Origin of the sequence: Candidatus Protochlamydia phocaeensis (assembly GCF_001545115.1) — a bacterium.
Lineage (GTDB): Bacteria > Chlamydiota > Chlamydiia > Chlamydiales > Parachlamydiaceae > Protochlamydia_A > Protochlamydia_A phocaeensis.
On the sequence record NZ_FCNU01000030.1, the window covers coordinates 1 to 13,396 of the forward strand.

Sequence of the window (13,396 nt, forward strand, 5' to 3'; positions counted from 1 at the left end):
GAACTCAATTGATAATCCTTCTGAATAGTCTGTTTTAAATGAACTTGCTGTGAAGATAATCGGCTTACTTCATTAATAATTTCTTGCTTAGTTTCCCATATCCGACCACCATATTTTTCCTCGAGAGCTGGCCATAATCTTTCTTCTATTCGCCAAAGTATCTCTTTTGTCTCAATCTTTGATATATCGTTTATGGTGCATAAAGAGGAAATCCCATCTATGCCAATAGTTTTCTCATGAACTATGATGATCAGATCTTTAAGGTCTTGGACTTGCTGCTTATGATAAGCAATACATTAACTCGAGAGATATTATAATCGTTGAAAATGGGATTTTCGTTAAAATTTGTGATAATCTCTTCAAGACAAAAAGTCTCTATCATGATGATATGGGAATATATTGTTGACTATGAAGCAAAAAAGTATCCAAATTATGATAGAGATTATCCTGCTTATAAGAAAGATAGCCCTTACAAAGGCTTACCAGACCATCCAAACGTAATTTTGCATTTCATGAAAATCAAAACGGTCATTCTACTCGTTTTATTTTTTTTTGATTTAATGGGAAGCCATTCTAAAAGGGCCTTCCGGAAAGTTAAGCAAATCATGGGAAACATGGCAAAAATATAAGCATAAATTTCCCATGAAAAAATATTTGATTGTAAGCGAGATAATGCCCTCCAAAAAACTTGGATCCGCCTTATACATTTATGTGATTAATAAAAGTAAGTTTAAATAAATTATTTCTCAAAATTTACTATTATTCCAAGCAATATTAAAGGAAGAAATATTGCCTGAAAAAATCTTAAATGATATTGAAACAGAGAAAAGCACCTTCATAAATAGTATTCATTATAATGGAATATTATTTGGTATATTATTAGGATTTGGCGCACATAATTCTTTTCTTTATGGAAAATCTATTTGTACTCGTTGCATATTAAAGAACAAGATCAAATTGGAATCTTTTTGTAAAGAGTCCTATCCATTTTTGCTTGTTAATAAAGTTCAATTCAAGGCTGATCTAAAGCATTCTGAGACAAGGCATCTTCAAAATAAACATAAAGAGTTTCATGAAAAAATTTCAGCTCTATACTCTCGGAAAAATGTTTTAATATAACGTTAAAAGAACTTATGGCACCAGAATAGCTAACTGTGATGCCGCTTTCTTCTGTGAGGTTTCCCGCAAAAAGACCGTCAACGCCTCTATTCGCATCGCTATGAAGCCTATGATCAGGCAGGCTAAGGGAAGAAGGATCTCTTTAAATTATTGCATAAGATTAGACCGAGACACTTGCATGGCTTCTGCTATTTTCCTTATGCTAAATTGTTTAAGTTTAGAAAGACCTGCCGTGAGATGAGTTTTTCCTTGCCTGGCCACTTCCTTTAAATCTCATTTCTAGTGTCTTCTTATCAAGCATGCGCTCCAATTCTCGGATGCGCTTTTCCATTTCCTTGACTTGGCTTTAAGCGGATTTCTTTAAACGGCTACTGGCCTAGATTTAAGTTCTTTTCCCCTAGCAGGGATAAGACAAAAGGCCATATCACTCAATATTGTCCTCTATCTCAGTTTCCTGCTAGAGAGAAAAATAATCTCAAATATTAATGGAATTTTAATTCGGCAAGGCTTTCCATCTCGCAATCCATTAAAAGGACAAAAGGCTAAACTCATTGACTTCTAAATAAAAAATAAAGCGACCAGACGCAATGAATTCCTTGCTTAGTTGATAAGCCTTAAACATTTCGGAAAGAACATATTCGCTCTATTCTTCAGTCCCAGCTTGATTAGCTTCAAATTCAGTGAGATTTTCCCACATTCTTAACATTACCTCAATTCTTCTTCGGCATTTCTGCGCAACAGTGGATACGGGATCGCTATAGACATTCTCTCCATACTTGGCCAACCATAGCTGTTCCACCTTATAAGAAGAATCAAACTTTTTAAAACTTTCTTCTGCGGAATAGAGATGGTGCTCATCGGGGCTGACATGGATCTCTTCTTCAAAGCTTTCCATATTTAATATAATGCGCTCTTGTATTGCTCGCCTAGCTGCCCTGCAAACCTCGCTCAAAACAGGAACTGCCCGCTGTATTTCTCTCACTTGTCCGCCTTTATCATAAAACCAAGACCAAATATACCATTTGACCGTGCCCCAAAGGCCTGTTGATTTTTCAATCGTTTTTTTATAGCGGGCTCTTTCGCTCATCTTCTGCAAAGCATCCGGAATGATTTGAAGACTCTCTGCATTTGCCTTTACTCGATTTAATTGAGCCATCATTTTTTCTTCTACATTTGCGGAGAAAACATCGGTCAAATGCACAAAGTTTTCTATTTCACTGATTGCAGCAATTCTCATTGTCTTCTTTATCCGACCCAGTTGGAAATGAGAGAAGTCCTGAGAAGAAGATAATAAATTTTGAGACAGAGATGTGATTTCTTGCATCGACAATTTCCGGCATGTACTCGTCCACCGAGAATGGGTATTGAAAAAATTGTTGTAATCCCTTTCCGAAAGGACTTCTATTCTGCGTATCTCATTATACTGAACTTCGCAAATCCAAGCATGCTCATCTACCAAGTGAGCATTAGGCGTAACAGCCGTTAAAAATTGACACCAATCTTGTAAGTTAACACTCATCATTTAACCTTATTATTTAAATAATTACATTAATTAATAAATTGTAATTTATTTTATTTTTTATAACAAGCTTAGCCGTTTAGATGACACATTACAACTTCATAATACTGACATTTGAAATGATTTCGATCGTCTTGATTCGATATCAAAGTGAATTCAAAATTGATTTTTTTAACGGTAAGGGCTTTCGCATTGATTATAAAAAGAACTTTTAACCTTTACCAAATTGCTTTTATGCGACTGGTTGCAGGCTGGCCTGTTTAATTAAATGACTGAAAAAGTTTTTTCCCTTTGCAAAAGAAAAGGAAAAGAAAACCTTATAATAAGGATCTAATTTCTTAAACTTCTCCAGTTTTGCGGGATCTATTTTCCCTTTTTGCTGATCGAAAAGATAGCTTTCCGGATGGAATTGCGTTAAAACAATATTCCCATCTTCGCTGATTAAGGCTTCGGGTACCTCCTCATGCTCCAACACTACATTTAATCCCTTTCCTATGCGATCGCTAGCTTGATGATGCATGGATAAACCATTAATTTGATCCCCTTCTAGAATAGTTTGCATCCATTTTTTGGCCTCCTCCGAGCATTCCTCATTAATTTTCAATGGATGAACGACAACCATGTGATCATCCACATGTTGTTTGAGCGTACCTCCCATAAAGACATTGACAATTTGCGATCCACGGCAAATGCCTTGCAGAGGAAGCTTTTTCGCCAAAGCTTGAGAAATCAGGCCGAACTCAAATAAACTACGTTGATAATCATCTTCATAATCGATGCCCTTCGCTTGTTGCCCATAAAATTCTGGCTCTACATCATCTCCTCCGGGAAGTAAAACGCCTTGAATATAGCTAGCCACTTTTTCTGTTTTAGCTTTTACTTGTTCGATCGCTTGCCCGGAGTAATCTTTTAACAAAGCATCTGCAATACTTAGGCGATTTGCGCCGATGCCTTCTCGATTAAGGCGAGCAAGGCCGTCTTGCACTTCGATCTCTAAGCGGGCTTTATCGAGCTCTTTTATTCGATAGTCAAATCTTAGAACGGTCGCTCCACAATCTTTTAGGGCTTCACCGATCAAATCGGTAAAAGGTCCATGCGATTTAAAATTCCATAAAAGCCCAATGACAGGCTTAGTCGTGCGATGAGATATCCCTCCTGTGATTTGAAACTGATCTTTATTATCTAGAAGCAAACAATCGGTTAAATCGGAATCCTTGATGCGACAACCTTTCACCTGGGCATCAAAAAAACTCGTTTCATTTAGCTGACAATTGACAAAAGAGGTATCATCCATTTTAGCGCTATTAAAGCATAAATAAGACAGCTGGCTATCTTTAAATTGTCCTTGTTGGTGAATTGTTTCTGCAAAATTGCCGTCTTCCATTCCACATCCTTTAAAGACAGCTCTGTTAAAAATGGAACGGTAAAAGCCGCTCTTTGTTAAATTGCTATTCTCAAAATGCGTATCATTAAAAATCGATTCATAATTCTGCGCCATTTGCAAATTGCAGCCTTCAAAGCGACAATGATTCCAAATGGCATCTAAAGAAAAAAGCCCAGAAAAATCGCATTTAAAAGCCTGAAAATTATCAAAGCGCACAAAAGCCATCGTTGATTGAGAAAAATTAGAATGCTGAGTAGAGACCCGTTGGAAGAGAGAATGGCTGAAATCAATTTGCGAGAAATCACAATTGGCAAAAGACATGTTTTTAAAGAAAATATGCGTTAAATCCGATGTCTCTTGTTGAAAGGATATATTGCGAATTTTACTCGAATAGTAATGGTCTATTAAAATTTTCTCGAAATCAACCAATTGCTCCGGATGCTCGCTCTTTTGCTTCTTTATATCTGCTAGTAAAACTTTTACATCTTCTTGCTTGATTTGATGGCCAAAGTAATTGCGATGAAGCACCTGAGCATGCGAAGACGCTTGATACAAACGTAGCATAGCCATAAGCAAATGCCCAAGGCTTTCTGGTGCATGCCCGCCTCTTTGCCACTCTTGATAGCAGCGATAAAGCTCCACTAAAGCTTGTGCCAATAAAGAAGCCAATAAAAGCTCAGGAGCGGCATAAACGACTGCTGCCATATAAATGAGTTGATGGGCTATCTTGGCAATCTGCCAGGCGGCTTCTTTATAGTGGCCTGCTTTCAGATGATAGCTCAAGCGAAAGATGCATTCTCCGATTTGCAAAGTCCCAGAGAAAATAGTCCCTGCAATGGGCATGAGAATGGATAAGGCTATTCCTGTTGTCATAAGAGCAACATGCACGCCATGTCTGGCAAAAATTTGCCATTCTCCATTTTTTGCATTTTCTAACATATGCTTGCTAAGCGTCCATACTTGCGCACCACCGAAAAGGACAGACAAGCCCATGCTGGCAGGCTGATAGAGATTAATAAACGGCATGGCCAAGCTTGCAATTCGCTGAATATCTTGATGACGAATAGAGGCTACGGAATGCAAGAGAGGATCTAAGCGTCTATTTAAATCTAATTGATGATAGAATGAATGGCTGCTTTCTAATTTCTGCATTTTTACCTTTATAATTAGAGCTAATTAAAATAGCACACGATTTTATCAAAATCACAATTAAATTTAACTTAATTTAAACAAACGAAGAATAATAACAAAAAAAAGATCTTAATTATAATATTTTATTACATAAAGAAAGCTGTGTTGGAAAAAACTAATCTGAAGAGAGAGAAATGCTGAAAAAATCTTAAATGATATTGAAACAGAGAAAAGCACCTTCATGAATAGTATTCATTATAATGGAATATTATTTGGTATATTATTAGGATTTGGCGCACATAATTCTTTTCTTTATGGAAAATCTATTTGTACTCGTTGCATATTAAAGAACAAGATCAAATTGGAATCTTTTTGTAAAGAGTCCTATCCATTTTTGCTTATTAATAAAGTTCAATTCAAGGCTGATCTAAAGCATTCTGAGACAAGGCATCTTCAAAATAAATATAGAGAACTTCATGAGAAAATTTCCGCTCTATACTCTCGGAAAAATGTTTTAGATATAACACTAAAAGAACTCATGGCACCAGAATAGCTAACTTTGATGCCGCTTTCCTCCGTGATGTTTCCGCGAAAAGCCAGTCAACTCCTCTCTTCGCATCACTTATGAAGCCTATGGCCAGGCAAACTAAGGGGAAGAGGGCCTATTTAATGATTAAATAAGATTTAGATTGAGAAATTTCACAACTCCTTCTATTCACGCTTATGCTAAAGCGTTTAGGCTTAGAAAAAGCTACCGCAGGATCAGTTTTTTTACTGCCTTGCCCGTTTTTTTTAAAAGACTCATTGTCTAGCGTCCTCTTGCCAAGCATCCGCTCTAATTCTTGGGTGCGCTTTCCCATTTCCTTGATCTGGTTTTTAGAGGATTTCTTAAGGATAAGTTCTTCTTCAACGAGCCATAATGAAGACCGCTTTTGAGAGACCTTATCGACACTTCTAGACTATGGGCTTTTATTTAAAATCCGCGTTGATTATAAAAGGAACTTTTAAACTCTAACAGGTTGCTTTTTATGCGAGAATCCATTTTATATTCGTCTGTCCGCTCTTTCATGGTCGCTTTTTGCGCCATGCTAGGCATTTTTATCGCTCTATTTGTCATTATTATTCTTTTTGCCGCTTTATCGACCGGAACAAACGAAGATAAGCTAACAACGGTCAATACGCAAGAAATCCTTCCCAATGCGGAAGGCAAACGCGAAGTATTATCTTCCGAGGCTCCGGTTATTCTCCAAATTAATATTGACGGAATTATTGGAACGGAAGAATTGAGCGCGAAAACCATCCGGCAACAGCTCATCGAATCGCGCGAGGGAGATTTTAAAAACAACCGCGTCAAAGGGGTGCTTTTATATATCGACAGTCCGGGAGGAACCGTAACGGATGCCAATGGCATTTATAATGCTTTAATGGAATATAAGCAGAAATATAAAGTTCCCGTCTATGCCTATGTAGACGGACTGTGCGCGTCCGGAGGAATGTATATTGCCTTAGCGGCCGACAAAATTTATGCAAGCGATGTCAGCTTGATCGGAAGCATTGGCGTCATTGCGCCGACTTTCATGAACTTGACTAAACTGCTGGAAAAAATAGGCGTGGAAACATTGACTATTTCGGCGGGGAAAGACAAAGATGCTCTTAACCCTCTGCGTCCTTGGAAGCCCGGCGAAGATGAGAACTACAGACAAGTCATCGATTATTACTATCAGCAATTCGTGCAGTTAGTCACCGCCAACCGCCCAGAAATCAGCAAAGATAAGCTCGTTAAAGATTATGGCGCCCATATTTTCCCAGCTGCGGAAGCGCAAAAATATGGCTACATTGACGTCAGCGATGCGCACATTAAAGATGCCCTGACAGGATTGCTTAAAGAAGTCGGCATTGAAGGAAACTACTACCAAGTCATCCGTTTCGAGAATAAAGGCTGGTGGAAAAATCTTTTTTCAAATCAGGCCAGCCTTCTAACAGGAAAGGTCAAGCACGAGGTGTCTGTTTCTCCGACAGTCGATCTGCTCTTGCAAAATCGCTTCCTCTATCTCTACTATCCTCAATAGCTTATCTTAGTAAAGGCTAAATCAAATGATTTAGCCTTTCTTCTTATCCATTATCTTTTCTTTAAATTCATAAATTTGAACTGTCTTATCTGAGATACACACTATCATTGATTTGAAATCTATGATCCTCCCCATTATAAAGATAAGAGGAAATATGGTTGGCATCCTCGTTACAGCAAAATAGGGCTGCCAATAACAAATAGAAGATTTTTTTGAATGAACGTGGTCTCTAAGCAAATTTGTTTAAATAAATTAGGAAAAATAAAAAATTATGAATACTATTCCTTTTATTATCTCCTTATCTCCTTCCTTGGCTCCCCATCTATTTACATTTGATTGCTCAAATGCGATTAATTTCATCAATGATTTTGGAGCCCTTTGCCAAACCTATCCCCTCTTAAAGAATACAATCGACAGCGAATTGAAAAGTCTTTTAAATGAGAAGGCGCAAAAAACCTTTGAGGAAATGAAACAGCATTTTATTTCTCATCCCTCCAGCTCACCTATCGTCATAGCCGGTCTCCGCAAAAAGGGATTCAAAGTCATGGAACATGAGGGAAAAACTCTCTATATTCCCTTGTATTTATTGGCCAAAATGCATGCGCAGCAAAACATCTCTACAGACGATTTCATCAAGTTTTCTAAACAAGTCAATAAGCATCAGAAGGAATGCGAGGAACAGGGCAAGAAACGCGAGGAGCAACGCAAACAACAGATTTCAGACGTTGCCATTAAACTTGCCTTTTGTTGCACACAACTTCAACTCCGCGAGGTACAAAGGAAATATGAGCTTCTCAAAAGAGTTTGGGAATCAAACGACTCTGTACAAGCGCGCTTACAGGATAAATATGACGATCTTCTAAAAGAATATAAACTAATAGTCCAAGAAGTCGAGCATACAGAAAAAGAGAATAGCGAACTCAAAGCCAAGCTAAATGAACATTTACTTTCTGCTGCTACAGATTCCAATCCTCATTCCTCGCAAGGAGGAGTAGAGAGTGTGGAAAAAGAAAAGTTCTTATAAATTTCTCGCTTTCTTGGCTTAAATAAAAATTAAATAGCGCTCTAAGGGGCGCTATTTCTTTTGCTTCCTTTTCCTCTTCTGCAATAGATCGCTAGGTAAAAATTCTCCTAATCATTATAATAGAAGAGTGAAAGTAACGTCTTACTTGCTGATTCTTTTATTTCCGTCGGCTTTCTATTCTTTCTTATTTTAATCATGTGAATTTTCATGGAAAAGATTTATATTTTAGACGCCTCAGGCTACATTTTCCGCTCCTATTTTGCCATCCGTCAAATGACCAACGCCAAAGGAGAGTCGACCAACGCCCTTTTTGGATTTATTCGCTCAGTCCTCAAGCTCATGAAGGACTTTCAACCGACCCACTTAGTGGCGGTTTTCGATGGGCCCAACAATGCGCGTAAACGCACGGAAATGTATGCCGACTATAAGGCACATCGCAAAGAAATGCCCAAAGACCTTCTCTATCAAATTCTATGGGCGCAGCAGTTCTGCCAACTGATGGCCATTCCCGAGCTGATGGTTCCCGAAGTAGAAGCCGACGACACGATGGGAAGCATCGCCCAATGGGCTGCGCAAATGGGAACTACCACCTATCTTTGCACCAGCGACAAAGACATGTGCCAGCTTGTCAATGACCGCATTTTCATCCTCAATACCTTTAAGGAAAACCTCATCTTAGATAGCAAAGGCGTAGAAGGGCAATTTGGCGTCAAGCCGGAACAAATGGTGGATTATTTGTCCATTACAGGTGATGCATCTGATAACGTTCCCGGTTTGTCCGGCTTTGGCCCCAAAACGGCCTCCGATTTACTGAGAAATTTCGGTACTTTAGATTACTTGCTGGAGCATCCTCAAGAAGTTCCGGGTAAGAAGAAGCAAGAAACCCTCCTTCAAGAGCGCGACAAAGTGCTGCTCAGCCGGCGCCTTGTCACGATCGATACCCAAGTGCCTTTTCCCCAGCAAGCGGATTTCTTTAAGCTGGGAGAGCCGTCTTGGAAAGCGCTTAAAGATTTTTATAACGAGATGAGTTTTTCCTCTTTGATCCGCGAAATGGAAAATCAAGCAAGCCCCGGGATCAATAAGACAAAAGTACTGGAGAATGTCTCCTACCTATTAGTAGACGACGAAAAAAGCCTAGATGAATTGATCGCCTATTTATCTCATCAAAAGGAAATTTGCATTGATACAGAGACGACCAGCGTCCAGCCTTTAAAATCTGAACTTGTCGGAATTGGCCTAGGAGTGGAGCCTCAAAAAGCCTGGTATATTCCTGTCAATGGCAACCTGGGTTTGAATACCGTTATCCATAAGCTTAAGCCTCTTTTTACCAATCCGGCCATTGGCTTTTATGGCCACAATTTTAAATACGACTACCACGTTCTCAGCAACTACCACATCCAGCCTGTCAACATTTGCTTCGACACGATTTTGGCCTCTTATCTTCTCAATTCCCACAGCCGTCAGCATTCTCTCGACCATCTGGCCCTTGAGCTGTTCGATAAGGTTAAAATCCCCATCCAGGATCTCATTGGAAGAGGGAAAAAGCAGCTCAGCATGAAGGACGTTCCTTTGGATAAGATCTGCAATTACTGCTGCGAAGATGTCGATTACACAGTTCGCCTTAAACAAGCTTTAGAGCCTCAATTGCAAGAGCGCGGTTTGGTTTCGCTTTTCAAGGATCTAGAGCTCCCCCTTCTACCCATTTTAGCTAAAATGGAAAGGCATGGCATTTTCATCGACATTGCTTATCTTCAACACCTATCGGGAGAAATAAGTAAGGAAATTCAAGAGCTGGAGCAAACCATTTTTGAAATGGCCGGGGAATCTTTCAATCTCAATTCTCCCAAGCAATTAAGCGAAATTCTTTTCGTCAAATTGGGAATTAAACCTCCCAAAAAAACGGCCACCGGCCATTCGACAAATGCGGAAGTATTGGAAAGTTTAAAGCACGAGTATCCTATTGCCGCTAAAATTTTGGAATACCGCACATTGGAGAAATTGCGCTCCACTTATATTGATACGCTACCGCAAGAAGTTCATTCTGTCAGTCATCGCATTCACTGCAATTTCAATCAGTCCGTAACGGCAACAGGGCGGCTATCTTGTCAAGATCCCAACTTGCAAAACATTCCGGTCCGAACAGCTGTCGGCCGTAAGATTCGAGAAGCGTTTCGTCCGCAAAAGAGCGGCTGGAGCTATTTAGCCGCCGACTATTCTCAAATTGAGCTGCGGCTATTGGCCCATTTAAGCGAGGATCCCGTTCTCATCTCGGCATTTACAGCAAATGAAGACATCCATGCCTTTACAGCATCTCTCATTTTTGGTATTCCTTTAGAAGAGGTCTCTAAAGAGCAACGCCATCAAGCCAAAGCCGTCAATTTTGGCATTATTTACGGGCAGCAGGCCTTTGGTTTAGCGCAAGAGCTTGGCATCAATACAAAGACAGCGGCAACGTTTATTCATCTTTACTTTCAGCGCTATCAAAAAGTGAAAGAGTTCTTAGATACCTGCAAAGAGAGGGTCCGTCAAACAGGCAAAGCCGTAACATTATTTGGGCGTGAACGGTTGATTCCGGAAATCAACAGCCAAAATGGCATGATCAGGGCGATGGCCGAGCGCTTTGCCGTCAATACGCCTATTCAAGGCACGCAGGCGGATTTGATTAAGATGGCCATGCTTCAAATTGAAAGAAAGTTGGAGCAAAGGCACAAAAAAGCGTATATGATTTTGCAGATTCACGATGAACTTATCTTTGAAGTCCCTAATGAAGAGTTGGAAGAAGTCACTCAGCTTGTGCGAGAGACCATGGAAGGCATTATGCCGCTTAAAGTTCCTTTAGTCGTTGATATCCATATTGGCAAAAATTGGAAAGAATGTTAAAATTAAGAAAAGTGGCCATAACAGGTGGTCTTTCTTGTGGCAAATCCTCGGTTTGTCGTATCTTAAAAGAACTTGGGGCTTACGTCGTAAGCGCCGACGAAATCGTTCATCAATTATTGTCTTCTGATACAAACCTTGGTCAAAAGGTCATTGAATTATTGGGGACGGGAATCCTCGTCAATCAGGCAATTGACCGCTCTCGAGTCGCCCAAATGGTGTTTCAAAATGATAGACTGCTGGATGCGCTTGAAAAGATCATTCATCCAGCTGTGTATGATGAGATAGAAAAACAATATCAAGAACAACAGGATAGCAAGAACCGACCCTCTCTCTTTATTGCTGAAATTCCCTTATTATTTGAAAGTGATGGCGAAAAGGGCTATGACGCTGTCATAGCTGTTATAGCGAATTCGAACAGGTGTTTTGAGCGTTTTAAACAGGCAACTGGTTATGACCAAGAAGAATTTAACAACCGCTTAGCTAGGCAACTTCCCTTGTTAAATAAGGCCGTCTTAGCTGATTATGTACTCATGAATAATGGCACTTTATCCGATCTTCAGCAATTAACCAGAGAGTTATATCAAGAGCTTATAGAAAGCGATTAACCGCTTTCTTTGATCATTTATTTCGTCCTTCTGTCTGCAATGGAGAGAAGGCAAACAATTAACCTATTTACAAATTGGAGTCTTGTTTTTAATGGACCCAGAGAACACAGAGAATACATCTACAGATACCTCGATGACATTTGAGGACAATCTATCTGACAAGCAACACCCCGAACAGGTAGTCGAACAGGAGAGATCTCAACCTGAGATCATCACCAAAATTGCTGACATCCAACGGATGAACATTGACCAACTTAATCAATATGGCAAAAAAATTGGCCTTAAGCATCTTGGCTCTTTAACCAAATCGCAGATGGTATTTGAAATTGTCAAGGCGATTTCGGAAAATCCCAATGAAGTCCTTTATGGAGAGGGAGTCTTGGAGATTCTCCCCGATGGTTTTGGATTCCTGCGCTCCCCTAACTACAACTATTTGCCTTCTGCCGAAGATATTTATGTTTCGCCAGCGCAAATCCGCCGCTTTGACCTTAAAAAGGGCGATACGCTTTGCGGAACTATTCGTCCTCCAAAAGACAAAGAGAAGTATTTTGCCTTGCTTAAAGTGGATAAAATCAATGGCAGGCCGCCCGAAAAGGCTAAAGAGCGCATTCTCTTTGAAAACCTGACTCCGCTTTATCCTAACGAAAGAATTGTCATGGAGACAACTAAAGACAAGCTCTCTACGCGAGTCTTAGATTTGGCTGCTCCTGTAGGAAAAGGGCAAAGAGGGCTCATTGTCGCCCCTCCCCGTTCCGGAAAAACGATTCTTCTGCAAAATATCGCCAATGCCATTGCTTGCAACAATCCCGAAATTATTCTGATCGTTCTTCTCATCGATGAACGTCCGGAAGAAGTCACGGATATGCAGCGCATCGTGAGAGGCGAAGTCATTTCTTCTACGTTTGACGAACCGCCGGAAAGGCACGTTCAGGTCGCTGAAATGGCTATCGAAAAAGCGCGTCGCTTAGTTGAGCATGGCAATGATGTTGTCATTCTGCTCGACTCGATTACGCGTTTAGCTCGCGCCTATAATACCATCCAGCCCCACTCAGGCAAAATTTTAACGGGTGGTATTGATGCCAACGCCTTGCATAAACCCAAGCGTTTCTTCGGCGCAGCCAGAAATATTGAGCAAGGCGGTTCCTTAACCATTATCGCGACAGCCTTGATCGATACAGGCTCGCGTATGGACGAGGTCATTTTCGAAGAGTTCAAGGGAACGGGCAATATGGAGCTCGTGCTCGATCGCCGTCTAGCCGATCGCCGCATCTACCCATCCATTGATTTGATTAAGAGCGGTACGCGTAAGGAAGAGCTGCTCTATCATCCGAACGAACTTGAAAAAATTTATCTCCTGCGTCAAGCCGTGGCTGATTTGGCTCCCGGTGATGCGATGAATTTATTGCTTGGCCGCTTGAAAAAGACCAATAGCAATGTCGAGTTCTTGCTCTCAATGAAGGACTAGTGTTCCAATTTGAAGGATTGAAATAAGGCTGCGCCCTTATTTCGATTTTTCAGCTGTCAATCAAAAGGATAAAGCAATCAGGCCAAAAGGCTTTTGACCTGAATTGTTTTATCCTTTTATTTTTTTAGCCATCTGTAATAAACTCCTTCCTTCTTCACTGCCTCTAACACAGAGCCTTCTCGATGGCTTGCCTGCCGAGC

8 protein-coding genes and 1 pseudogene are annotated in these 13,396 nt (G+C 40.3%); 6 read left to right on the forward strand and 3 right to left on the reverse strand.

Translation table 11 applies throughout. From position 1 onward, the window contains the following. Nucleotides 1-380 precede the first annotated feature (380 nt). Nucleotides 381-629: a hypothetical protein gene (locus BN3769_RS11310; RefSeq protein ID WP_154017898.1), complete on the forward strand. Its 249-nt coding sequence runs from the start codon at nucleotides 381-383 to the stop codon at nucleotides 627-629. A 640-nt stretch (nucleotides 630-1,269) separates the two neighbouring features. On the opposite strand, the pseudogene BN3769_RS14810 reads toward BN3769_RS11310, so the two are convergent. From BN3769_RS14810 to BN3769_RS11325, 3 genes and pseudogenes are all read right to left on the reverse strand, one after another. Beyond that, nucleotides 1,270-1,465: pseudogene (locus tag BN3769_RS14810) on the reverse strand (IS3 family transposase); the annotation flags it as partial. Between the two features lie 297 nt (nucleotides 1,466-1,762). Next, the gene (locus BN3769_RS11320) at nucleotides 1,763-2,641 is read right to left on the reverse strand and encodes a hypothetical protein (RefSeq protein WP_154017899.1); all 879 of its coding nucleotides are present in this window, start codon (nucleotides 2,639-2,641) and stop codon (nucleotides 1,763-1,765) included. Between the two features lie 229 nt (nucleotides 2,642-2,870). Next, nucleotides 2,871-5,174, reverse strand: coding sequence for a gamma-glutamyl-gamma-aminobutyrate hydrolase family protein (locus BN3769_RS11325; RefSeq protein WP_068470665.1), 2,304 nt, complete (start codon nucleotides 5,172-5,174; stop codon nucleotides 2,871-2,873). A gap of 1,007 nt (nucleotides 5,175-6,181) precedes the next feature. Between BN3769_RS11325 and BN3769_RS11340 the strand changes: the two genes are divergently transcribed. From BN3769_RS11340 to rho, 5 genes are all read left to right on the forward strand, one after another. Then, nucleotides 6,182-7,222, forward strand: coding sequence for a S49 family peptidase (locus tag BN3769_RS11340; protein WP_068470671.1), 1,041 nt, complete (start codon nucleotides 6,182-6,184; stop codon nucleotides 7,220-7,222). 271 nt (nucleotides 7,223-7,493) lie between these two features. Continuing rightward, nucleotides 7,494-8,246, forward strand: coding sequence for a hypothetical protein (locus tag BN3769_RS11345; RefSeq protein WP_068470673.1), 753 nt, complete (start codon nucleotides 7,494-7,496; stop codon nucleotides 8,244-8,246). Nucleotides 8,247-8,453: 207 nt separating this feature from the next. After that, the gene (gene polA, locus BN3769_RS11350; protein ID WP_068470675.1) at nucleotides 8,454-11,126 is read left to right on the forward strand and encodes a DNA polymerase I; all 2,673 of its coding nucleotides are present in this window, start codon (nucleotides 8,454-8,456) and stop codon (nucleotides 11,124-11,126) included. Further along, on the forward strand, nucleotides 11,120-11,731 hold the full coding sequence (gene coaE / locus BN3769_RS11355) for a dephospho-CoA kinase (RefSeq protein ID WP_068470677.1): 612 nt from the start codon (nucleotides 11,120-11,122) through the stop codon (nucleotides 11,729-11,731). The genes polA and coaE overlap by 7 nt, the downstream gene beginning before the upstream one ends. A gap of 133 nt (nucleotides 11,732-11,864) precedes the next feature. After that, entirely contained in the window at nucleotides 11,865-13,196 is a 1,332-nt protein-coding gene (rho, locus tag BN3769_RS11360) for a transcription termination factor Rho (RefSeq protein WP_420885325.1), read from the forward strand. The last annotated feature ends 200 nt before the right edge of the window (nucleotides 13,197-13,396 follow it).